Annotated in this window: 20 protein-coding genes; 4 read left to right on the top strand and 16 right to left on the bottom strand. The window is 67.8% G+C overall.

Annotation, left to right across the window (positions count from 1 at the left end):
• Window position 1 precedes the first annotated feature (1 nt).
• The 6 genes from hrpB to LZD57_RS19740 all read right to left on the bottom strand — a co-directional run bounded on the left by hrpB (window position 2) and on the right by LZD57_RS19740 (window position 6,766).
• Complete coding sequence (gene hrpB, locus LZD57_RS19765; protein WP_233721305.1) at window positions 2–2,500, bottom strand: ATP-dependent helicase HrpB; 2,499 nt, start codon at window positions 2,498–2,500, stop codon at window positions 2–4.
• Window positions 2,497–3,258 (bottom strand): ATP-binding cassette domain-containing protein, encoded by a 762-nt coding sequence (locus LZD57_RS19760; RefSeq protein WP_420844837.1) that lies wholly within the window; start codon window positions 3,256–3,258, stop codon window positions 2,497–2,499. Before LZD57_RS19760 ends, hrpB begins: the two co-directional genes overlap by 4 nt.
• Window positions 3,255–4,979 (bottom strand): ABC transporter permease, encoded by a 1,725-nt coding sequence (locus tag LZD57_RS19755; RefSeq protein WP_233721304.1) that lies wholly within the window; start codon window positions 4,977–4,979, stop codon window positions 3,255–3,257. Before LZD57_RS19755 ends, LZD57_RS19760 begins: the two co-directional genes overlap by 4 nt.
• Window positions 4,969–5,241 carry a Txe/YoeB family addiction module toxin gene (locus LZD57_RS19750; protein WP_233721303.1) on the bottom strand — a complete coding sequence of 91 codons (273 nt, stop codon included), beginning with the start codon at window positions 5,239–5,241 and terminating at the stop codon, window positions 4,969–4,971. The genes LZD57_RS19755 and LZD57_RS19750 overlap by 11 nt, the downstream gene beginning before the upstream one ends.
• On the bottom strand, window positions 5,238–5,492 hold the full coding sequence (locus tag LZD57_RS19745; RefSeq protein ID WP_233721302.1) for a type II toxin-antitoxin system Phd/YefM family antitoxin: 255 nt from the start codon (window positions 5,490–5,492) through the stop codon (window positions 5,238–5,240). The genes LZD57_RS19750 and LZD57_RS19745 overlap by 4 nt, the downstream gene beginning before the upstream one ends.
• Window positions 5,493–5,575: 83 nt before the next feature.
• On the bottom strand, window positions 5,576–6,766 hold the full coding sequence (locus LZD57_RS19740) for an ABC transporter substrate-binding protein (RefSeq protein ID WP_233721314.1): 1,191 nt from the start codon (window positions 6,764–6,766) through the stop codon (window positions 5,576–5,578).
• Window positions 6,767–7,009: 243 nt separating this feature from the next.
• Here LZD57_RS19740 and LZD57_RS19735 point away from each other — a divergent pair, with 243 nt between their 5' ends.
• Entirely contained in the window at window positions 7,010–7,753 is a 744-nt protein-coding gene (locus LZD57_RS19735; protein WP_233721301.1) for an SDR family NAD(P)-dependent oxidoreductase, read from the top strand.
• 36 nt (window positions 7,754–7,789) lie between these two features.
• Here LZD57_RS19735 and LZD57_RS19730 read toward each other — a convergent pair whose 3' ends face one another.
• From LZD57_RS19730 to LZD57_RS24185, 8 genes are all read right to left on the bottom strand, one after another.
• On the bottom strand, window positions 7,790–8,440 hold the full coding sequence (locus tag LZD57_RS19730; RefSeq protein ID WP_233721300.1) for an HhH-GDP family DNA glycosylase: 651 nt from the start codon (window positions 8,438–8,440) through the stop codon (window positions 7,790–7,792).
• 2 nt (window positions 8,441–8,442) lie between these two features.
• On the bottom strand, window positions 8,443–9,090 hold the full coding sequence (locus tag LZD57_RS19725; RefSeq protein WP_233721299.1) for an HdeD family acid-resistance protein: 648 nt from the start codon (window positions 9,088–9,090) through the stop codon (window positions 8,443–8,445).
• Window positions 9,091–9,186: 96 nt separating this feature from the next.
• Complete coding sequence (locus LZD57_RS19720; protein WP_233721298.1) at window positions 9,187–9,771, bottom strand: NADPH-dependent FMN reductase; 585 nt, start codon at window positions 9,769–9,771, stop codon at window positions 9,187–9,189.
• Window positions 9,768–10,385 carry a class I SAM-dependent methyltransferase gene (locus tag LZD57_RS19715; protein WP_233721297.1) on the bottom strand — a complete coding sequence of 206 codons (618 nt, stop codon included), beginning with the start codon at window positions 10,383–10,385 and terminating at the stop codon, window positions 9,768–9,770. Before LZD57_RS19715 ends, LZD57_RS19720 begins: the two co-directional genes overlap by 4 nt.
• A gap of 61 nt (window positions 10,386–10,446) precedes the next feature.
• Window positions 10,447–11,073, bottom strand: a complete 627-nt coding sequence (locus LZD57_RS19710) for a class I SAM-dependent methyltransferase (RefSeq protein ID WP_338034722.1) — start codon at window positions 11,071–11,073, stop codon at window positions 10,447–10,449.
• Between the two features lie 119 nt (window positions 11,074–11,192).
• Window positions 11,193–12,332, bottom strand: coding sequence for a molecular chaperone DnaJ (gene dnaJ / locus LZD57_RS19705; protein ID WP_233721296.1), 1,140 nt, complete (start codon window positions 12,330–12,332; stop codon window positions 11,193–11,195).
• A 409-nt stretch (window positions 12,333–12,741) separates the two neighbouring features.
• On the bottom strand, window positions 12,742–13,827 hold the full coding sequence (locus tag LZD57_RS19700; protein ID WP_233721295.1) for an acyltransferase family protein: 1,086 nt from the start codon (window positions 13,825–13,827) through the stop codon (window positions 12,742–12,744).
• A gap of 260 nt (window positions 13,828–14,087) precedes the next feature.
• A complete protein-coding gene (locus LZD57_RS24185; RefSeq protein WP_233721294.1) occupies window positions 14,088–14,351 on the bottom strand; it encodes a DUF1289 domain-containing protein in 264 nt (87 codons plus the stop codon).
• A 202-nt stretch (window positions 14,352–14,553) separates the two neighbouring features.
• On the opposite strand from LZD57_RS24185, the gene LZD57_RS19690 reads away from it, so the two are divergent.
• Together LZD57_RS19690 and LZD57_RS19685 are read left to right on the top strand one after the other, a co-directional pair.
• The gene (locus LZD57_RS19690) at window positions 14,554–15,030 is read left to right on the top strand and encodes a hypothetical protein (protein ID WP_233721293.1); all 477 of its coding nucleotides are present in this window, start codon (window positions 14,554–14,556) and stop codon (window positions 15,028–15,030) included.
• A gap of 417 nt (window positions 15,031–15,447) precedes the next feature.
• Window positions 15,448–15,930 (top strand): Dps family protein, encoded by a 483-nt coding sequence (locus tag LZD57_RS19685; protein ID WP_233721292.1) that lies wholly within the window; start codon window positions 15,448–15,450, stop codon window positions 15,928–15,930.
• Window positions 15,931–16,060: 130 nt separating this feature from the next.
• Here the strand turns inward: LZD57_RS19685 and LZD57_RS19680 are convergent, their stop codons facing one another.
• Both LZD57_RS19680 and LZD57_RS19675 read right to left on the bottom strand, forming a co-directional pair.
• A complete protein-coding gene (locus LZD57_RS19680) occupies window positions 16,061–17,500 on the bottom strand; it encodes a phosphomannomutase (RefSeq protein WP_233721291.1) in 1,440 nt (479 codons plus the stop codon).
• Between the two features lie 41 nt (window positions 17,501–17,541).
• Window positions 17,542–18,963 (bottom strand): mannose-1-phosphate guanylyltransferase/mannose-6-phosphate isomerase, encoded by a 1,422-nt coding sequence (locus tag LZD57_RS19675; RefSeq protein ID WP_233721290.1) that lies wholly within the window; start codon window positions 18,961–18,963, stop codon window positions 17,542–17,544.
• Window positions 18,964–19,460: 497 nt separating this feature from the next.
• Between LZD57_RS19675 and LZD57_RS19670 the strand changes: the two genes are divergently transcribed.
• Entirely contained in the window at window positions 19,461–21,725 is a 2,265-nt protein-coding gene (locus LZD57_RS19670) for a di-heme oxidoredictase family protein (protein WP_233721289.1), read from the top strand.
• Window positions 21,726–21,867: the final 142 nt, after the last annotated feature.

Below are 21,867 nucleotides of genomic sequence, written 5' to 3'. Positions count from 1 at the left end.
TTCAACGGCGCGGCTTGGCCCGCGCCGTTGCCTTTGCGGCGGCCGGATCTTCCGGCCATTCGTGTTTTGGATAGCGCCCTCGCAGGTCGGCGCGGACGTCCGCCCACGAGCCTCGCCAGAAACCCGGCAGATCCTTCGTGATCTGGATCGGCCGGTGGGCCGGCGACAACAGTTCCAACGTCAGCGGCAGCCGGCCGTCGGCAATCGCCGGATGGGCCGAGAGCCCGAAGAGTTCCTGGACCCTGATCGCCAGAACCGGCTGGTCTTCGTCGTAGCGGATCGGCACATGCGAGCCGGACGGCGCATCGTAGTGGCCGGGCGCCAGTTCTTCCAGACGCCCCTGAAATTGCGTCGGCACCAGACCCTTCAGCGCTAAAACGAGCTTGTCGCCCGCCAGATCGTCGAGGCTCGCCGCCCCGGGTGCGTAGGGCAGCAGCCATTCCGCCGCGGTCCCGGCGAGCGCCTCGTCTCCGAGATCGGGCCATGGCGGACCATAGGCCTTCGCCAGAAACCGCAGGCGTGCCAAAAGCCGCTCCCCGTCCCTGCCGAAATTCAGCCTGGAGAGACCGACGCGGCGGATGCCTTCAGCGAGGGCCGCGGCGGTCCGTTCGTCGCGGGGCAGCCGCATCGGCACCCGCTCGACCACGGCCTTGCCGAGCCTCGTCACCCGCCAGGCTCGTACGGCCCCAGCCTCGGCGACGAATGCGACGATCTCCTCGACATCGCCGCGCGCCGAGAGAATACGATCGAGGGCAGCTTTTCCGATCGCGCCGGCCGAGACGATCCGGCCGGCCGCCGCCGATCCCTGAATTTCCGCGACGACCAGGGCGCGGGCGTTCGAAAGCGCGTTCGCGCCGTCGAGACTGCCGCCCCGACCGTTGGCGAGCGTGAACTGGCCCGGCTGCCCCTGGCGGAATGCGACACGATCCGGAAAGCCGAGGGCGAGGATCGCGCCGACGTCTCCGTCGGTCGGCCATTCCAGGGATCCCGTCTGCTGCGCCCGCCCATCCGAACGGCAGGTCGCGGCAATCCTCCGGGCGAGCGCCCGGGCCGCCTTCGAGCGGGGATCGCCGCCGGCTCGAAATCGCCGGAGACGGTCCTCCAGATCCACGTCGGCGCCGCCGAGACCACGCTCGGTGAGGAGCACCGCCAGTTCGGCGGCTGCCGCCGTGTCGTCCGGATCGGCGGCCGCCACCATATGCGCCAGCCGCGGCGGCAGCGGCAGGCTGCGCATCGCCTCGCCGGCAGGCGTCAACCGACCCGACGCGTCGAGGGCGCCGAGTTCCTCCAAAAGCTTTCGCGCCTCGCCGACCGCAGCCTGCTTCGGCCTGTCGAGAAGTGCCAGTTGGCCGAGGTCGGCAACGCCCCAGGCGGCGCTGTCGAGGATCAGGCCCGAAAGGTCGGTCGCGAGGATCTCCGGCCGGTCGAAGGCCTCCAGCGCGGCCGTCTGTTCGGCCCGCCAGAGCCGGATCGCGACGCCCGGCTCGGTCCGGCCCGCGCGGCCAGCCCGCTGATCGGCCGAGGCGCGCGAGACGCGGACGGTCTCGAGCCGCGTCAGGCCGGTCTCCGGCTCGAAGACCGGCCGGCGCTTCATCCCGCAGTCGACGACGACCCGCACCCCCTCGATGGTCAGCGAGGTCTCGGCGATGTCCGTGGCGAGCACGACCTTGCGGGTGCCGCGCGGCGCCGGGCGGACTGCCCGATCCTGGTCGGCCGTGTCGAGCGCCCCGTAGAGCGGCGCCAGAATGACGTTTTCGGAAAGAACCGGCTCCAGCCGTTCGGCGACGCGCCGGATCTCCTTCTGGCCCGGCAGAAAGACGAGGATGCTGCCCGTCTCTTCGGCCAGCGCGCTGCGCACCGCGCTTGCGGCGGCATCCTCGACGGCGACCGTCCCCGGCCGTTCGCGGTGGAGGATCGTCACCGGAAAGGCCCGGCCACGGCTTTCGACCACCGGCGCCTCGCCGAGCAATGCCGCCACCCGCGCGCCGTCGAGCGTCGCCGACATCACCAGAAGTTTCAGATCGTCGCGCAAGGCCGTGGCGACGTCGATGGCGAGGGCCAGCCCGAAGTCGCCGTCGAGAGAGCGTTCGTGGAACTCGTCGAAGATCACGGCGTCGATGCCGGCAAGTTCCGGATCGGCGAGGATCATCCGGGTGAAGACGCCCTCGGTCACCACCTCGATCCGTGTCTTCTTCGAGATCCTGGTGTCGAGCCGCATGCGCCAGCCGACGGTCTCGCCGACCTCCTCGCCGAGGAGCGCCGCCATGCGCCGGGCGGCAGCCCGGGCGGCGAGCCGCCGCGGCTCGATGAGGATTATCTTGCCTGGCGTCCCAGTGTTCAGAAGATGCAGCGGCACGAGGGTGGTCTTGCCGGCGCCGGGCGGCGCGACGAGGACGGCACTGCCATGAGCGGAGAGTGCCTCGCCGAGGCTGCCCAGAACCTCGACGACCGGCAGGCCCCGCGCCTCTTCCGGCAGATGGGCGAGATGCAGCGCACTCAACGCACGCCCTCCCCGTTTGGCGCCCCCTGCCCTGTCCGGCCGCAATCGCCGATATCCACCACGTCGCCGCCCGCCGCCTCTGCATCCGCCGGATCGTGGGTGACGAGGATCGCCGGAATCCGGCGTTCTCGGATGCGCGAAAAGACCAGGTCGCGGATCGTCGCCCGCAGGGCCTGGTCGAGGCGGGAGAACGGCTCGTCCAGAAGCAGCGCCTCCGGCTCGGCGAGAAGGGTGCGCGCGAGCGCGACGCGCGCCGCCTGACCGCCCGACAGCGTCGCCGGATCGCGGACGAACGTATCGTCGAGGCCGACTTCGGCCAGCATCGTCTCGGCCGTCTCCCGCCGCCGACTGCGGCCGCGGATCTCGGGCGACAGGGCAAAGAGCAGGTTCTCACCGACCGACATGTGCGGGAACAGCAACGCGTCCTGGAAGAGCAGGCCGAGCCGGCGGCGACGGGGCGCCAGCCGCGTGAGATCGCGGCCGTTGAGGAACACCTTGCCCTGCGCCTTGAAGGCCGGATCGAGAAAGCCGGCAACGAAGGCGAAGAGGGTCGACTTGCCGGAGCCGGAGGGCCCCATGACGGTCAGCGTGTCGCCCGGCGGGACGGCGTGGTCGAGGGCGAGGAGCCGCTGCCCGCCGAGGGCGATTTCGACCCCCGACAGGCGGAGGCCCTCGGCCCCCGACAGGGCGACGTCGCCGGGATGCCGCCGGGAAGCCGGATGGCTCGCCTCCCGCGTCGCAATTGGATGAACGTTCATGCCGGCTTCATCGCCCGCCTCGTCCGCCAGAGCAAGCGCGGCAGAGTTCCCGACAGCGTGAAGGCGAGGAACGGCAACAGGGTCTGGAGCAACGCATAGGCGCCGATGACGCGGCGATTTCCGCCGGAGGCGAGCGCCACCGCCTCGGTGGTGATGGTCGGCAGCCGGCCGGCACCGACCAGCAGCGTCGGCAGATATTGCCCGACGGAGGTGGCAAAGCCGATGGCCAGTGCCGTCAGGACCGCATGAGTCAGCATCGGCAGACGGATGCGGAGCAAAGTCGTGACGGCACCGTGGCCGAGGCTCGCGGCGATCCGTTCATAGCGCGGATCGACCGCGAACCACGGGTCGGCCAATGCCAGGGCGACATAGGGCGCGACGAAGACCAGATGGACGGCGACGAGCAAGAGGATCGACGGATCGAGGCCGAGCGACAGGATCGTCACCTGCAGTCCGAACAGAAAGGCGATCTGCGGGACGATGAGCGGGAGGTAGATCAGTCCCGCAACGGCAGGAGACAGACGCACGGCCCGCCCCGCCGCGGCGCGGAACTGCCGGCGGCGCGCCTCCAGCATGAAGACGACGAGCACGAGCGCCAGGCTCGCCGAAAGGATTGCGACGAGGAAGGTCGTCGCCATCGGTCCGGCGGCACTTTGCAGGACGCGGCTCCAGGTCGACAGGCCGGCGCTCGGCGGCAGGATGTCCGGAAAGGCCCAGAAGCCGGCGATCGACCAGACGAACAGCCAGGACAGGCCGAAGAAGATGGAAGCGCCGGCCAGGGCGACGGGAACGGATGCGGCGAGGCGCGCCGCGCCGTCCTCGGCGAACCGTCGCCCGCCTGCCGCCACCTTGCGCCGCAGTGCTCCGGTCAGGTGCTCGCCGGCGATCCACAGGAGAAGGACGGCGCCGGTCACCGCAAGCTGCAACAGCGCGCCGGCGGAGGCGACGAAGCGGAGCGACAGGTCCGGGTCGTTCATCCAGGCGACCAGCCGGACGGCGAGTGGCGGTGGCAAAGACGGTCCCAGGATCAGGGCAACGTCGACGACGCCCGAAGCATAAGCGGCGACCGCCAGGACCGGCAGGCGGATCTGGCGATAGACGCCGGGCCATACCGTGAGAACAAAGCCCGCCATCCGCCCGTAGCCGAGCGAAGCCGAAAGCCGCATGCGTCGCTCGGGATCGGCCTGCGGCAGGGCGGCGAAAGCGACGAGGAGGAGAAACGGCATCTCCTTTGCGACCAGCCCGGCCATCAGGGAAATGCCGAAAGGGTCGCCGACGATCAGTAGGTCGGGCGGCCGCTCCAGTCCCAGCGGTTCGGCCAGAAGCCGGAAGACGAGACCCGACGGCGCGATCAGGAAGGCGATGCCGAAGGCCGCCGCGGCATGCGGCACGGCGAGGAGCGGCGCCATCAGGCGGCGGGCGAGGCGATCGCCGGACGTGCCGTGAAACGCGGCCAGAAACAGCGCGACACCGAGCGTCGAGACCGCCGTGGTGAAAAGACCGCTCGCCAGCGACAGAAGGACCGAGACGCCGAGGCCGGGCATGGCGAAGAGCTGCCGGAACGGCTCCGGCGAGAGCTGATCGCCGCCGAGCGCCGGCAGATAGCCGAAGGCCGGCAGGACGACGCCGACCAGCCCGACGGCGACCGGACAGGCGAGAAGAACCGGGACGAGCCACGGGACCAGCGGTCGCAGCGAGCGGCCGTTCCGCTCAACGGTCATAATGGAATCGACAGGCAGCAATGACGAGCGTCTGCTCTTCGCCTTTCCCGGCCACCCGGTAGACGAGCCGGTGCTCTCGATCGATCCGTCGGGACCACCAGCCGGAAAATTCGCCGCGCAGCGGCTCCGGCTTGCCGAGGCCACGAAATGGTATGCGTCTCGCTTCCGCGATCAGCATATTTACCCTGGCCAGCATGGCCCGATCGGACTCTACCCAGTGCTGATAGTCCAGCCATGCCCGAGGGGTAAAAAGAACCTTCACGGCTCGATGAGATCGTGCTCGACCGCCTGGCCTGCATCAGCCTGCGCAATGGATCGGCGAAGATGTTCAGCATTTGCCGGCGAACTGAGGAGATGCATCGTCTCCTGGATCGCCTCCCATTCAGAGAGAGCCATGACGACGACGGGCTCATGGTTCTGCCTCGTGACGATCAGTTCCGTGCGATCGGCTTCGATCCGGTCGAAATGCGACGCCATGTTGGCTCTGAGTTCCGAAAAGCTGACGTGGGGCATGGGACCGTCCCTGTACAATTTTTCGTACAATTAAACCGCGCCGAACGCTAACACAACAGCTGCTCGAACAGACGTATTCATCTTCACCCCCCGTATCGCCGCTTCCACTCCTCCTCGATCCGCGTCATCCAGCTCGAATGCGGCTCCGCCAGAACCGGGCCGAGCTGCGAGGGCGGCAGGGTGGCGATGCCGCGGTCGATCTCGGCGAAGGCGTCGCGGGCGTCCTCGGGCAACTTGTCCATGGCGAGTACCGTCGGATCGCCCCAGTGGCGCGGATCCTCCTTGCGCAGTTGCGCTTCCGGCGAGATCAGGAAGTCGGCGACCACCTTCGCCGCCGCCTTGGCCGAGGAATTGTAGGGGATCGCGACGAAATGGGTGTTGCCGAGGGTTCCGCCCGGAAAGGTGAAGGAGCGGACCGTATCGGGCAGTTCGCCCGCCGCGATGGCGGAGGACGCCTCGGCCGGATTGAACGCGAAGATGATCTCCAGTTCCCCGTCGGCGAGAAGCTGCTTCATCGCCGGGTAGTTCTGCGGATGGTCGCGGCCGGAGCGCCACAGGACGGGCTGGATCGCGTCGAGCCAGTCCCACAGCGGCTTCGTCACCGTCTCGAAGTCCGCCTCCTCCACCGGCTTCTGGAGAACGGCCGGGTCGGCCGTCGTCTCGATCAGCACCTGCTTGAGAAAACTCGAGCCGATGAAGTCCGGCGGCGCCGGATAGGAGAAGCGGCCCGGATGAGCTTTTGCCCAGGTCAGCAGTTCGTCCGCGCTCTTCGGCATCGCCTCGACCGGGCCGGAACGGGCGGTGTCGGAGAAGAAGACGAGTTTGGCGCCGCCCCATGGCGATTCCTGACCCTTGGTCGGGACGGTGAAGTCGACCGTGACGCTGGGGTTGGCGGTATCGACGTATCGCCAGTTGGGAAGCTCGGTGGCAAAACCGTCGGCGAGGAGGCCCTGTTCCTGCATCGCCACGAAGTTCTCGCCGTTGATCCAGATGAGGTCGATCGAGCCGCCCCTATCCTTGCCGGCCGCCTTTTCGGCGACGACGGTGGCGACGGCACTCGCCGTATCGTCGAGCTTGACGTGCTGGAGCGTGACGCCGAAGCGCTGCTTCACCTCCTCGCCGACCCACGCGATATAGTCGTTGATGTTCTGCGAGCCGCCCCAGGCGTCGAAATAGACGGTTTCGCCCTTCGCCTCGTCGAGGACGGATTGCCACGCGCCGCCCGGGGCGTCTTCCGCCCGTGCGGCCCCGGCGAAGACGAGGCTTGCTGCCATGGCCATGGCAGCGATCCGATTTTGAACCATATTCCCTCCACGGCAAGGTTCGGTGGCGCGTCTGGCGCCGCGATTGCGAATGATCCCAGCTTCGCTCGCAGACGGAATTTGTTTCTGCTCCCCCGCCACTTAAAGCAGGCTCCGTGGCCTGATGCCAACAGCCCCGGCTTCGGCTATGGAATTCGAAGGCAACCACACGACTCGACCGGCATGCCCTGACGGCCGGCTCAGGAGACGCGGCAGATGACCGACGAACGCAAGACACTGGTGCTCACCGGGGCATCCCGTGGCATCGGCCACGCCACCGTCAAGCGCTTTTCGCGCGAGGGCTGGCGGGTGATCACCTGCTCGCGCCAGGATTTCGCCGAGAACTGCCCCTGGCCGGCCGGCCCAGAAGATCACATCCGGGTCGACCTGTCGGACCCCGAAGACGTCGGCTACGCGACGTCGGAGATCCGCCGGCGGCTGGAGGCGAACGGCTCCCAGTTGCATGCGCTGGTCAACAACGCGGCGATCTCGCCGAAGGCCCAGGGCGGGGCGCGGCTCGATTCGATCCAGACGCCGATGCACATGTGGCGCGACGTCTTCCAGGTGAACTTCTTCGCCCCGATCATGCTGGCGCGCGGGCTGTTCAAGGAACTGTCGAACGCCAAGGGCTCGATCGTCAACGTCACCTCGATCGCGGGCGGACGGGTCCATCCCTTCGCCGGCACCGCCTATGCGACGTCGAAGGCGGCGCTGAACTCGCTGACCCGCGAGATGGCGCACGACTTCGGGCCGGCCGGCATTCGCGTCAACGCGATCGCGCCGGGCGAGATCGAGACGGCGATCCTGTCGCCGGGCACCGAAGACATGATCGAGGACATCCCGCTGCGCCGACTCGGCCAAACCTCAGAGGTCGCCGACGTGATCTATTTCCTCTGCTCGAACCAGTCGAGCTACGTCAGCGGCTCCGAACTGCACATCAACGGCGGCCAGCACGTCTGAGCCGGGAAGAGCCGTTTCGTCGGGGAGCCGAGCCCCCTACCCCTCCCGGATCTCATCGAGCGCGCCGTCGAGATCGGCGCGCAGCAGCGCGGTCAGAAGCCGCGGAAAATCCGCCTTCGCGACGAGGCCGGAAAGTGTCTCGGCGTCCGAGCCGAGACCCAGCGTCTCCGCCGCCTGCAGCGCGCGCCTGTCGGCGAACGGATAGAGTTCGTCCCAGGCCACCTGCACCTCGCGGAAGAAGATATCGGCGCCGGTATCGCCGATGCCCTTGAACGCCTTCAGAAGCTCCCGCTCTTTCGCCGGATCGCGGTCCGCCGCCTCGCGCAGCTTGCGGAGATCGCCGCCATAGGCGTCGAGGCAATGGTCGGCGACGTCCTGCAGGAAACGGGAGGTCTTTTCGTCGAAGCGGGCATAGCCGTTGCGGTTGAGGATCACCACCCGCTCTTTCCACGTCGCCTCCGCCATGTGATCGGCGGTGGTCAGGCCGGCGTCCTTCAGCGCCCTGGCGGCGCGGAGCGCCTGGTCGGCCGAGATCCGCGCCGAAAAGAGGTTGGCCGCGACGAGCCAGAGGAACAGCGGCATCGGCGTGTTCTTCGCCAGGTCGAGCCCCATCTCCTCCGCGAAGGTCTTTTCAGTCCGTTGAAGCAATCTGTCGACGATCGCCGTCTTCGTGGATTGCTCTGCCATCGTCACACCCGCGATGCCGGAGGATTGTTGCGGGCGTCGAGCGCTGAAAACAGAAGGCCGAAGCCCGAAGTGATGAAGGAGATGCCGAGGAAGACGCCGATCGCCCAGATCGCCGTGCCCGGGAGGCCTAAAATCAGGAAAACCGCCAGGGCGACGTCGATGATGCCGGAGACGACCACCAGCCAGAAGCGCGTCGTCGAAAGCCGCACGGCACGGGCGATCGAGAAGTTGAACAGACCCGACAGGAAGAAGAACACGGCGAGCAGCCAGGTCAGCGTCACCGTACCGGCGAGCGGATCGTAGATGATGACGGCGCCGAGAACGGCGCTGAGGACGGCGAGCAGGAGGCTCGACCAGAAGCCCGGGGCCTCCTTGGCGCGGAACGCGGCCACGCAGCCGACGATGCCTCCGAGGATCAGCAGCCAGCCGAAGAACAACGTCGTCGCCAGCGTCGCCGCAAAGGGCACGAGCAAGGCGAGAAGGCCGACGACGATCATCAGGGCGCCCTGGAAGGCATAGTACTTCCAGTGATCGTGCAGATAGCGCTGCATCGCCTTGATCGCCTCGCGCTGGCTGGCTCCGCCCGCGGCAAGATTGCCGGCACCCGAGCCGACTCTTGCCGGCCCCTCCGGCCCCGTTTCGGTTGCCATCGCCTCATACTCCTCGATACGCCGAGCAAAATCTCACCTCGTCCGGCGAATGGTCGCAGGAAACGAAGGTTCCATCATGAAGGAATCGTCGTTCCGTCAGCCGTGACGGGACAGGCTGCGGGCCGTATCCAGCAGCCGCTCACACAGGGCTTCGAGGCTGGCGCGGGCCACGTCGTCGGTCAGCCGGCCGTCTTCGTCGAAGCCCTCGTCCGCCCTGAGCACGATGCATTGCTGCGTCATCACCTCGGCCCCGAGCGCACGCAGGACGATGCGGATCGCCTCGAGGCCCCGCATCCCGCCGAATCGTCCCGGCGAAGCCGAGGCGAGGCCGACGACCAGCCCCTTGAACGGCTGAACCGGCCGCCCGTCCACCTTGCGCACCCGGCTCGCCCAGTCGATCGCATTTTTCAGAAGCGGCGGGATCGAGGCGTTGTACTCCGGCGAGACGATGAGCAGCCCGTCCTGGGCGGCGATCCGCTGGGCGATGAGCTGAGCGTTCTGCGGCACGCCCGATTCGGTTTCGGCGTCGCCGTCATAGATCGGCAGCGGATAGTCGGCGAGGTCGACGCGGCTGATCACCGCGTCCGTCATGGAGAGCAGCCGCATCGCTTCGGATGCCAGTTTGCGGTTGTAGGAGCCGAGCCGGAGCGAGCCCGGCAGGATGAGGATGTTGGAGTTCAAGCCGCCGCGGCCCCCTTCTCGGCCGCCCGGTCGCGGCTGTAGATCCAGACCCGGGCCGGCGGGATGTTCGACCAGACCCGGCGCGAGGACGAGACGGAAAACACCCCGGGCACCGGCCGGACCGGTGGCGTGACCATGTAGGACAGCTGGGTCAGGTTGCCGCCCGGCATGAGCCGCTCGAAATAGCTGGAAAAGAGGGCCTGGCGCCTCGCCTGGGGCATGTTGACGATCGGAATGGCGAAGAGGATCGCGGCATATTTCGGGCTCTGCCCGACGGGGCCGAGGGTCTTTTCGAGATCGAGGCCGTCGCCATGGATGACGTTGACCTTCGGAAATCGCTGCTGGAGCTTCTTGGCAAAGTCGCGATCATATTCGATCGAGGTGATGCGCTCCGGCGCGACGCCCTGTTCGAGGAGCGTGCGCGTCACCACGCCGAGGCCGGGTCCGAGTTCGAGGACCGGCCCGTCGAGGTCGGTCGTCGCGTGCTTCACCATCATCCGGCAGTAGCCCCGGCTCGACGGCGCAACCGCCCCCATCTTCAACGGGCTCCGGACCCATGTCGCCAGGAATGGCAGCCAGTCCCCCTGCGTGCGCTCGCCCTTCGATCGACTCATCGCGTCATACCCTCACAAACTCCGGCTCGTCGATCCGTGCCGCCTCGCCGATCGCGCACCATCACGCCGATCGGTAGACGAGGACCCTGGCGGGCGGCAGGTTCCGCTTCACCCAGGGACTGATTTCGAGCTTCGCGCCGATCCGCTCCGGCTTGACCGGCTGGGTGAACGCGTAGGAAAACTGGATGAACGGGGCGGCAGGCTCCATCCGTTCGAGCGAGCGGGAGACGACTTCCTCGCGCATGTCGTCCGGCCGGGTGAACAGCGGCAGGCTCGACACCACGGCTTCGAGCGGATCGACCCCGATCCACTCCGGCAGCGAGGCGCCGATCGCATAGGCATCGCCCTGGATCACCTCGGCAGCGGGAAACCGCGCCCGCAGCAGCTTGCAGAACTCCCGGGAGTACTCCACCAGAACCAGGCAACGCTCCGGCACGCCCCGAGCGAGGAGCATCTGCGTGACCACGCCCGTGCCGGGTCCGAGTTCCAGAACCTTCGAATTGGGAGCGAAGGTTGCGGGATCGGGAACATAGGACGCCATCGCCCGACCGAGCGCCCGCGAGGACGGAGACACCGCCCCCATGATCAGGGGCCGCTGCAGCCAGCCGCGAAAGAACCGCGCCTCGTCACTCACCTTGATGCGCGGACGAGCCTGTGTCTGCGCTCGCCGCTGCGGTACTTCCAGCACGCGTCTTCCTCCGTCGCTTCGAATGCTCACCGGACGGAACGATCCGTCCGATCGCGGACGTCGGAACCGCTCGAGGCGCGGCCGCCGCCACTGGGGTAGGATGTCGAAAATGGAGCGCCTCAGGTCTCGCTCAACCCTTCGAAGAACTCCTTCATCCGGGCGAAGAAGCCGCTCGACTGCGGCGAGTTCTCGGTCGAGGAGATGCGTTCGAACTCTTCGAGCAACTCGCGCTGGCGCCGCGACAGGTTCTGCGGGGTCTCGATCGCCACCTGGATGAAGAGATCGCCGGTCTGCGGCGACTTCAGCACAGGCATGCCCTTGGCGCGCAGCCGGAACTGCGTGCCGCTCTGGGTGCCCTCGGGGATCTTCACCCGGCTGGTGTTGCCGTCGAGCGTCTGGACGTCGATGTTGCCGCCGAGCGCCGCCGTCGTCATCGACAGCGGCACCTTGCAGAACAGATCGGCCCCTTCGCGCTGGAAGAACTCGTGCGGACGGATCGACAGGAAGATGTAGAGATCGCCGGCCGGACCGCCGCGAAGCCCGGCCTCGCCTTCGCCGGCCAGCCGGATGCGGGTCCCGTCCTCGATGCCGGCCGGAATGTTGACCGAGAGGCTGCGTTCCTCGGGCAGGCGGCCGTCGCCGCCGCACTTGCCGCAGGGATCGGTGATGACCTGACCGCGCCCCTGGCAGGTCGGACAGGTGCGTTCTATCGAGAAGAAGCCCTGGGCGGCGCGGACGCGGCCGATGCCGCCGCAGGTCGGACAGGACTTCGGCATGGAGCCGGGCCTCGCCCCCGATCCGGTGCATTCGTCGCACTGGACGGTCGTCGGCACGCCGATCTCGGCGGTCTTGCCCGTATAGGCCTCTTCGAGGCCGATTTCCATGTTGTAGCGCAGGTCGGACCCGCGCTCGCGACCGCCGGAACTCTGCCGGCCGCGGCCGCGACCGCCCATCATCTCGCCGAAGATGTCGTCGAAGATGTCGGCCATCGAGGAGGCGAAGTCGCCCTTGAAGCCGCCGGCCCCCGCCCCGCCATTCTGGAAGGCGGCGTGGCCGAACCGGTCGTAGGCCGCTCGCTTCTGCGGATCCTTCAGGACCTCGTAGGCTTCGCCGAGCTCCTTGAACTTGATCTCCGACTCGCTGTCGCCCGGATTGCGGTCCGGGTGATATTTCATCGCGAGCTTGCGAAATGCACTTTTCAGACCCTTGTCGTCGACATCGCGGGCCACGCCGAGCATCTCGTAGTAATCGGCCTTCATCACGCTTCCATCGGTTCCTGTCCGGGCTCGGCGAGGCTTTCGACGCGCTGCCGCCGCCCTCGAGCATGTCCGGGCATGCAAATCGTTCAGGTAACGCCGTTTTCCCGCAAATCTGTCCACCGCTGCAGGAGGCGCCGAAGCTGCGCCGTCACCGCCGCCGGAGACGAGAGCGTTGCGAGAAATCGAACGTTACGCCCCATCCCTCATTCGGCTGCCGCCGCGAAACCTTCGTGACGATCGCTCCGGTCTCGCACCGGAAAGTCAGCCGATGACGTTTCGTTCATCTAGGAACGTTCACTCGCCGATACCATAGGCGGGGGGAGAGGCAAAGTGGCTTGCGTCCTGAGCCGACGATCTCGGCAAGCGGACGGTGTTTTGGCGATGGTCTGCCGAAAGGGGCGGCTTCGGCTCAGGCGGAGGCGAGCATCCGCTCTGCCTTACGCCGCGACGGCCTGGGGGGCAGCAGGCCCCTGGCACAGAAGGGCTCGAAATAGCGGTGGGAGAGCATCGCGGCGGCGACGGAGGCGATCATCGGCAGCCACCAGTAGAGATAGAAGCCGATCAGGCCGGTCCCGGCGAGACCGTGATACCATACGACCTCCAGAAAAATGAATTCCATCACCGGGTGAATGAGATAGATGCCGAAGGCGACGCGGGTGACGGGCATCAGCGGCGCCAGGAACGCGGTCGATTCGGGGCGAGCCGTCTCGGCCAGCGCCGTCAGGACGAGGGCCGAGACGATCAACGGCATCACCACGGCATGATCGAGACCGGACAGCATGGCGGTCACCACGAGCGCAGTGGCGAGACAGCCGGGAAGATGGCTGCGAACGTCGATCATCCGTCGTTCGACGACGATGGCGACGGCGGCACCGATCATGAAATCCGCCAGGGCGCGATAGGCGCCCATCGCATCGGCCGTCGTCCAGCCGCCGGGGCCGAACCAGCCGTTGGCGGAGGCGTATTCGAGCAGGCCGACCCAGGCCGCGATGGCGACGAGCAACGCCTTCAGCCCCCCGACTCGCAACAGCAGGACGATCAGCGGGAACAGGGCGTAGGCGAAGAATTCCGCACTGATCGACCAGGACGGATAGTTGAGGGCAAGGCCGTCGGTCACGCCGAAGGCGTGCAGCAACAACAGATGGGCCGGCAGGGCTTCGAGGTTGTGACGCCAGGGATAATGCGGCGCCCCCTTCGCCCAGGCATAGAGCGCGATCGCGGCGAAGAACAGGGTGATGACGTAGTGGAGCGGCAGCAGCCGCGCTGCGCGACCGCGCATGAAGCGGCCGTAGCTGGCGAAATCGCCGATCTTGTCGCGATAGCGCGTGGTGATGAAGAAGCCCGAGATCATGAAGAACATGTCGAGCAGCGGCATCAGTCGGTGGAGCAGATGGGTCCCCGTCTCGACGCCGTAGGGTGCCCAGAACAGGAAGTGATAGGCCATGATCAGCATGGCGGCGACCAAACGCCAGCAATCGAAGATCCGGTAGTACAAGGCGGCCCTCCATCTTCCGCCCGAGCCTGCGGCGGCGACCATTCGAAGTCCGTGCTCGAAGGTTTCACCTGATCGGCGGCGCGGCGCAACGCAAGTTTCGGAGTCTGGTTAAGCGGAGCGACGGGAAACGGCGAAGCCGCGCGGGCTGCCGCAGGCGATCGCCGCGACGCGTCGGATGCAGGTCGAGGGCGGCCGGCGAGGCGCGCGCAGTCCGGCTCGACCCGTCCGGGGGACGGTGCCGGTCCGTCGCCGCGTGCCCGTCAGATCCGGTCGAGCGGACAGGGCACGGCTTTGCGCTCGCACTTGCGTCGATAGACCCGCTCCCACCGCGACAGCCGCCCGTTTTCGGTGAGCCGGGCGACGAGGGCCCGGAAGAAGTCCTTTTTCTTCGACTTCTTCTCGAGACGCTTGAAGCGCTTTTTTTCGGGCTTCGTCATGAAGCAGCCGATGCAGGAGCCCCCCTCGCCGCGGAACTTGCACACGCTGATACAGGGCGAAGGCGCCTTGGCCCACCGTTTTGACACGGGCGTTTCCTGAAACAGATTGAACACGCGGCTGCTGCGAGACGGGACCGGCCGTGTCGATTTCGGCGCCCCGACATGGTTCGCCCCTTTGACCACGGCGCCGGGCCTGCTATTAAGCCTGACGAGGAATGTCAAGTTTTGGAATGGTTCCAAATGGTCTCCGCCTCGGTGGCGTGATCGGGAACCGGCGACGGACGTTATCATGAGCGCAGCATTCGCCTATGCGGAGCCGGTCGAGTTTGGCGGCGTGGTTCTTCCCTTCGAGCGCCCGGGGACGAGTGCCCGGTGCCCGACGGCAGCGCAGCGCGTGCCCCAACTCACCGAAGAGGATCGCGACCAGCTCAACCGTCTGCGCTGGTTCGCGCTGAAAAGCCGGCTCTCGCCGCGGCCGAACGTCGAGCGGGCCTGCCTGGTTCTGTCGGCGCAGGCTTCGCCGAGCGTCGAACACCTCGCCACCATCTTCTTTCGCGCGCTCGGCGAACACGCAACCCGCGATCTCGCCATCTACCGGCCGGGCGCCCGGCACCCGTCGGAAGACGAAATCTGGCTGCTTCGGCTGATGGCCGCCTGGCGGGACGGCGAGCGCAAGGCCGGCTCGGCGCTGATCGCCTGGCGGGTCGTCCCGGCGGGCCGCCGCTGGCTGCGGTTCCTGGCCGAAGCGGTGTCTTCCCGGCTCTGATTCGCCGAACGGGAGTGCGAAATGGCCAATGCCGTCGAGGCGACCTTCCTTCCCAGCCCGATAAAACTCTCGCTCGGCTCTGCGGCTCCGGGGCGATGGCCTGCCGATTCCGCCAAGCGGCGGCCGAGCCGGGAGCCTGACTCCGGCGACCGGGCGGCTCGTCTCGCCGCTATTATCCGACCTTCCTCCCCTCCCCCTCGAAGCTGCCCCGATTCGCAGGGTGTTGCGAGTGCTGCGCCGTTCGTCACGCGGCCGTGCGCGGCTTTGTCTCTTGCGTTCCGGCCACGAGCCGGCCCCCCCCCCCGAAAACGACCCTCGCAGGGGCTTCCAATCTTTTTAGAACTGTTCTAGACAAGGAACCCGAGGACGCCGCGAGGCGTCTGCCGACGAATTGAGTGAACGAAGAAGGAGAACGTCATGGCTCTCGTGGCCGCGAAAATGGAACCGACCGCCAAGGAAGAGATCGTCGAGGGTCTGACCCAGGCCCTGGCCGAGACCGCCGTCGAAACCACCAAGGCGCAGAACTTCCATTGGAACGTCACCGGCATGGCCTTCGGCCCGCTGCACGAGCTGTTCCAGAAGATCTACGAGGACCATTTCGAGGGCCAGGACTTCCTCGCCGAGCGCATCAAGGCGATGGATGCGCACGCCGAAGGCCGCTACAGCGTGTTCCTGTCCCGCAGCACGATCACCGAGCATGACGGCAAGGCCGACGCCAAGACGATGATCGAGGTCCTCCTGAAGGACCAGGAGACCCTCTCCTCGACGCTGTCGGCGCTCGCCGCCGTCGCCGACCAGCACGGCGACTATGCCACCAACGACATGGCGACCGCCCGCATCGAGACCCACGACAAGTTCGCCTGGATGCTCCGGGCGCATCTGCGCGGGACCGCCGCCTGAGCGGCAGACCGCAGTCCCCGGCGGCGCCCTCGCCAAGCGGCGTCACAGCCGAAAGTTTACAGCCCCGTCGGTAGCACCGGCGGGGCTTTTGCATGTCCGATGTCGGCGGCTGACGCCGTGGAGCGGGCGGTCAGCGGCCCAGCGCTCGCCCGGCGGCCTCCAAGCCCCATTCGAGGAGGCGCTCTGCGGCTTCTGCGCTCGCGGCCTCGACATAGCAGCGCAGTTCCGGCGCATTGCCCGAAGCGCGATAGTGGACGGTCTCGCCGGAGACGAGCGTGATGCGGACGCCGTCGAGGCGATCGACCTCGGCAACCGTCCCGACGGGCGAAAAGAACGTGCTTCGGAACGACTCTTCCCCGGCGAGTCGGTCGAGCAACCGGCCACTGTCGGCGGACGGCACCTCCTTCAGCCGGTGCGCGGCCGAAAAGCCCGCGTCAAGGCCGTCGAAGAGGCCGGCGAGCGAGGATTTCGTCGACGCCATTTCGGCGAGGACGGCGAGGATCGGCAGGATGCTGTCGCGGGTCGCAAGGGCGGAGAGCCGCCGGCCGCCCCGCTCGACGGACGAGCCGAGCAGCAGGCCGCCATTGGCCTCGAAGCCGACGATTCCCGCCTCCCCGGCCTGCGCCGCCTCTTCCATGCCGGCAATGACGAAGGGACTGCCGACCTTCGTGCGCCGGACGGTCGCGGCGATGCCCGACCGTTCGATGGCCGAACACGACGTCACCGGCGTCACGATGGTCGAAAGCCCGAGATGGCGGGTGGTCAAAAGCCCGACGACGTCCCCCCGCAGGACGGCACCGTCGGCATCGGCGACCAGCGGCCGATCGCCATCGCCGTCGGTGGAGACGAAGGCGTCGCAGCGCCCCTCGCCGGCCCACTCTTTCAGGAGCGCGATGTCCTCCGGCCGGTGGGCCTCCGTATCGACGGGAATGAATGCCTCGGCCCGGCCATAGGCGACGGGCTCGGCGCCGAGCCTTTCGAGCACCTCGACGAGGATGTCGCGGGCAACGGAGGAATGCTGGTAGACGCCGACGGTCAGGCCGGACAAGGCCCGCGAACCGAAGAAGTCGGCATAGCGCGCGACGAAGGTCGCCGCGACGTCGAGGGCCGAGGCCGCATGCTCCCACTCGGCCATGGCCTCGAATTCGAGCAGGTCGTTTTCTCCGAGTGCCGCGAAGGCTTCCAGGATGCCGGCCTCGTCCGCCTTGCCGATTTCGCCGGCGGGCGTGTAGAATTTCAGACCGTTGCGGTCGTCCGGGATGTGGCTGCCGGTGACCATGATCGCCGGCGCCCGGCGTTCCAGAGCCGCGAGCGCCAGGGCCGGAGTCGGCACCGCGCCACAGTCGACGGGCTCGAACTTCGCCGCCTCGGCCGCCGCAAGAACCAGCGCCGCAATCTCCGGGCTGCTCGCCCTGAGGTCCCGCCCGACCAGCACCTGACGCGAGGCGGTGGCGAGATTCTCGACGTCGAGATGGCGCAGAAAAGCGAGGCTGTAACCGTAGCTCGGCCAACCGCGCAGATCGGTGACGAGGCCGCGCAGGCCGCTGGTGCCGAATTTCAGGCTGGTCATGTTAGTCCTTCCCGGTCGCCGCACCGATTTCCGAGCGTGTCCTAGCTTCGGGCATAGACGTCCTCGATGCGAACGATGTCGTCCTCGCCGGTATAGCTGCCGACCTGCACCTCGATCAGCTTCAGATCGATCTTGCCGGGATTGTGCAGGCGGTGGACGCAGCCGATCGGAAGGTACGCTGCCTCGTTCTCGTGGTAGAACTTCGTCGTGCCGTCGATGGTGACTTCCGCCGTGCCGTGGACGACCACCCAGTGCTCGGCCCGGTGATGGTGCCGCTGCAGCGACAGCCGACCGCCCGGCTTGACGCAGATGTGCTTGACCTGGAAGCGGTCGCCGATGTCGATGCGCTGGTACCATCCCCAAGGCCGGTGCATCCGCATGTGCTCGCCCGCCTCGCGCCGGTCGGCCTTCTTCAGCTCGGCGACGAGGGTCTTCACCTTGGGCGCGGCCGCCATGGAGGAGACCAGCACCGCGTCATGGGTGGTGACGACGACGACGTCGTCGAGACCGAGGACGGTGGTCAGCGCCTCTTCGGAGCGCACGAAGCTGTTCCGCGTGTCGATCGCTACGACGTCGCCCTCGAGCCGGTTGCCGTTTGCGTCCTTCTCCTTGACCGCATGGAGGGAATCCCAGGAGCCGATGTCCGACCAGCCGAATTCGGCGGCGAGAACGCCGCCGAGCTTCGTCTTTTCCATCACCGCATAGTCGATCGCGATCGTCGGCGAAGCGGCGAAGGCGGGCGCATCGAGTCGGATGAAATCGAGGTCGCGAGTGGCCTTCTCAACCGCCTCGCGGGCGGCGGCAAGAACGTTCGGCGCGAAGTGCTGCAGTTCCTTCAGCATCACGTCCGCCGAAAAGGCGAAGTTGCCGGAATTCCACACATACCCCTCGGCGATGTAGCCCTCGGCGGTTCGCCGGTCCGGCTTTTCGACGAAGCGCTCGATCGAGCGCGCGCCCTCGCCGAGATCTGCTGCGCCGGGATGGATGTAGCCATAGGCCGTCGAGGGATGGTCCGGCGTGATGCCGAGGGTCATGATCCGGCCGGTCGCCGCGACGCTTGCCGCCTTGCGGACGGCATCGAGAAAGCCGGCCTCGTCGCCGATGACGTGGTCGGAGGCCAGCAGCAGGCAGACCCCGCCGGCCCCCTGCCGCTCGGCGAGCACCGCGCCGACGGCGACGGCCGCCGCGCTGTCGCGGCGTTCGGGTTCCAGCACGATCTCGGCCTCGATCCCGAGGCGCGACAGCTGCTCGGCGGCGATGAAGCGGAAGTCGTTGTTGGTGACGACGATCGGCCGGCCGAAGCCTTCGCCGACGACCCGGCGCAGCGTCGCCTGGAAGGCCGAGAGGCCGTCGTCGAGAAGCTCGATGAACTGCTTCGGCATGGTATCGCGCGACACCGGCCAGAGCCGCGAACCGGCACCGCCGGCCATGATGATCGGGATGATTGTCGGCGATGGAGCCATGAAACTGCACCCGTGGTGGTTCGACCGGAACGGCGGCACGCGCCGGGCGAGGAATAACGCGCCGACGGCAAGCTTTCCATAGCATGCGCGACAAGAAGCCGAAGAGGACCGCCTCGGATCATGGTGAATGCCATGGGGGAAGGCCCGGCAAGAGAGGTCGGCGACCGGGATCGCTCGTCCGATCACGGTGATTTCCGTTGCGTAAGGCAGAAGATCGGAGATACCCTTTTTCCCGGCATATGCGCCTAGGTCTCAGCCAATTCGGCCACCCGGCCGGCAAAAACCGGTCTGAGCTTTCCACTGCGGACAAAGGTGCAATGCCCGCCAGGGAGGAGAATTGATCGCCGATGATCGGAGCTCGATCGATGTGGCACGATCGCGAGCCGTCTCGCTCGCGCCGCCCCGCACCGTCCTCATTGCCCTGTCCCCGGTCGGCGCCCTGGTCCGCCCGCGGATGTGAACGCCCCCGTCTTTCCCACTCGTGAGGCCCGAAACCGATGCCAAAGCACCGCAACGCCTTTCTCGCTGGCACGGCGCTCTGCCTGCTCGTGAGCGCGTCGACCCCGCTCAGGGCACAGCTGAGCGACGCGATCAACGACGCCATTCTCGGCGGCGGCGCCCCGCAGCCGCAGGTCTCGAACCCGCCGAGCGAGCAGCCCGCCGATGCCGGGCAGCCGCCGGCGGCCGGTCCACCGCCGGCCTCCGAACAGCCACCGGCCGCAGCCGCGCCCGAGCCGCAGCCGGACCCCAGCGCCCAAAATCCCGGCGCGCAAAATCCCGGCGCTCGAGATCCCAGCGTTCAGGCGACCCCCGAGCCGATCGCGCCACCCGCCGCAAGCAATCAGGCGGCGCCGGCCATGGCCTCGCCGAGCTATGCGAACGACCCCGGCGCGACTCCCGTCCCGGGTACGGTCGCGCCCGGTCTCGCCCGCCTCTCGACCGGCGACGAACCCTCGCTCGGCAACGGCATCCGCGTCTCCCAAGACGACATTTCCAACGGCACCATCGGCTTCCGCCAGATCATGGAGATCGGCCGCCACCTGTTCACCCAGTCCTTCACCGCCGTCGAAGGCTATGGCGAGGGGCCGACCGGGCCGCGCGAAAAGAAGCGCCACCAGATCGCCGCCAACGGCATCGGCCCGATGGCGGCCTTCCTGCAGGTTCCGTGGATGCGCGTCCACGGCCTCGACGCCCAGGCCTGCCTCGAATGCCACAACGTCGCCGGCTTCGAGACGCCGGCGGGCGGTGCGACGCCGGGCCGGACCGTCAGGCCGGACCGGGTTTCCGGTGCCGGCGCCGTCACCTCGGCGGCGATCATCAACCCGCTCCTGGAAGACCCGGCGCCGAAATGGGTCGTCGATGCCTTCCGCGAGCGCGGCGTTGCCGATCCGGGCAACATGTATGCCGTCTTCCTGCGCAACCCGCCGCATGTCTTCGGCGCCGGCTACACTCAAAAACTCGCCGAGGAGATGAGCTTCGACCTCCTCGCCCAGCGCCGCTCCGCGATCGACCAGGCGACGCAGAATCGCGGCCAGTGGTACGAGATCCGGCTGAATTCCAAGGGGACGGATTTCGGCCGCTATCAGGTCCGCGTCGATGCCGGCGCGCCGAGGCCCGGCGAAAGCCTGCAGCCCTGCGGCAGCGAGCCGACCCTCGTCGAACGCTGCGACCTGATCGAAGGCGTGAGCGAGGACTTCGTCGTCCGGCCGTTCCAGTGGAAAGGCATCGCCTCGAACATGCGGAACTTCGTCCGCGACGCCCTGAACTTCCACTTCGCCATGGTCCCGACGGAACTCGTCGCGGCGGGGGCCAATCCCGATCCCGACGGTGACGGCCTCGTCGACGAAGTGTCGATCGGCGAAGTCACGGCGCTGACGGCCTTTGCGCTCGGCGCCCGTCCGCCGTCGACTTTCGCGCCGTCCGACGGTGCCGAAGCGGCTCGCGTCGCCCATGGCCGGGACATTTTCGAGGGACGGGCCGGCCTCGACGCCTCGCTGGCCTGCGTCACCTGCCATCAGGCTTCCAAGACCGTCCTCAACCCCGTCGTCAGGGTCCACGATCCCCGACCGGATCGCGAGTCGATGCGCATCGTCGCCCGGGAGTCGAGCAATGCGGCCCCCGTCCTCACGGTCACCGACAACGGCGTCGGCCTCGGCCAGGCCGCGCCGCGCGGCCTGCTCCTGCCGGTCGAGCAGGAGTTCCTCGAAGGCGGCCAGACGCCGGCGAAGGAACGGGCGGTCCAGGGCCAGTCCGCCGCCCGGGAATCGTCCGGCCGCCGGCCCCCGCAAGGCGCGGCCTTCGCCTTCAACCTCAACATGAACACGCCCTTCGAAGACCGTGTTTTCCTGGCCTCTCAGCCGCGCCTTCCCTCGGATGCCACGGGTGCCGTCGAGGTGCCGCTGTTCTCCGACCTGAAGCGCCACCGGATGGGGCGCTGCCTCGCCGACGTCATCCACCAGCAGACCGACCGTGCCGGCGTCTTCGTCAAGCGCGACGAGTTCGTCACCCGGCCTCTCTGGGGCCTCGCCGACACCGGCCCGTGGCTGCATGACGGCCGCGCGCTCAGCATCCGGGACGCGATCCTGAAGCATTCCGACCAGGCCTGCGCGGACGACGGATCGGGCTATGTCAGCGAGGCGAACGCGACGGTCGCCGCGTTCCAGGCGCTGCCCGCCGAGGATCAGGAGGCGCTGCTCGCCTTCCTGCATACGATGCGGTTGCCGCGGGACGCATCCTTCGACGGCGTCGACCAGAACCGCTGAGACGCAGAGCCGGCGAAAAGCTCGCCGGCGGTGAACGCGGCAAAGCCCCAGCCATGCCTTCCCGTCGACGCCCCCCCCCGGTTACCGGTCGGGCGGCGGCCGTTCGGGGCCCCGCGGCGGGTTTGGCGGCGGCGCGGCCACC

It is taken from the genome of Jiella avicenniae (genome assembly GCF_021390325.1).
GTDB lineage: Bacteria > Pseudomonadota > Alphaproteobacteria > Rhizobiales > Rhizobiaceae > Jiella > Jiella avicenniae.
Note: the sequence above shows the minus strand (reverse complement) of the source record. Positions and strands in the feature narration are given on the sequence as shown.

Excerpts from the sequence above, each read along its gene's own strand:
- LZD57_RS19740 (WP_233721314.1), bottom strand. The coding sequence starts at position 6,766 with ATGGCAGCAAGCCTCGTCTTCGCCGGGGCCGCACGGGCGGAAGACGCC.
- LZD57_RS19755 (WP_233721304.1), bottom strand. The coding sequence starts at position 4,979 with ATGACCGTTGAGCGGAACGGCCGCTCGCTGCGACCGCTGGTCCCGTGG.
- LZD57_RS19680 (WP_233721291.1), bottom strand. The coding sequence starts at position 17,500 with ATGACCAGCCTGAAATTCGGCACCAGCGGCCTGCGCGGCCTCGTCACC.
- LZD57_RS19735 (WP_233721301.1), top strand. The coding sequence starts at position 7,010 with ATGACCGACGAACGCAAGACACTGGTGCTCACCGGGGCATCCCGTGGC.
- LZD57_RS19730 (WP_233721300.1), bottom strand. The coding sequence starts at position 8,440 with ATGGCAGAGCAATCCACGAAGACGGCGATCGTCGACAGATTGCTTCAA.
- dnaJ (WP_233721296.1), bottom strand. The coding sequence starts at position 12,332 with ATGAAGGCCGATTACTACGAGATGCTCGGCGTGGCCCGCGATGTCGAC.
- LZD57_RS19685 (WP_233721292.1), top strand. The coding sequence starts at position 15,448 with ATGGCTCTCGTGGCCGCGAAAATGGAACCGACCGCCAAGGAAGAGATC.
- LZD57_RS19670 (WP_233721289.1), top strand. The coding sequence starts at position 19,461 with ATGCCAAAGCACCGCAACGCCTTTCTCGCTGGCACGGCGCTCTGCCTG.
- LZD57_RS19690 (WP_233721293.1), top strand. The coding sequence starts at position 14,554 with ATGAGCGCAGCATTCGCCTATGCGGAGCCGGTCGAGTTTGGCGGCGTG.
- LZD57_RS19715 (WP_233721297.1), bottom strand. The coding sequence starts at position 10,385 with ATGAGTCGATCGAAGGGCGAGCGCACGCAGGGGGACTGGCTGCCATTC.
- LZD57_RS19675 (WP_233721290.1), bottom strand. The coding sequence starts at position 18,963 with ATGGCTCCATCGCCGACAATCATCCCGATCATCATGGCCGGCGGTGCC.
- LZD57_RS19760 (WP_420844837.1), bottom strand. The coding sequence starts at position 3,258 with ATGAACGTTCATCCAATTGCGACGCGGGAGGCGAGCCATCCGGCTTCC.
- LZD57_RS19725 (WP_233721299.1), bottom strand. The coding sequence starts at position 9,090 with ATGGCAACCGAAACGGGGCCGGAGGGGCCGGCAAGAGTCGGCTCGGGT.
- LZD57_RS19745 (WP_233721302.1), bottom strand. The coding sequence starts at position 5,492 with ATGCCCCACGTCAGCTTTTCGGAACTCAGAGCCAACATGGCGTCGCAT.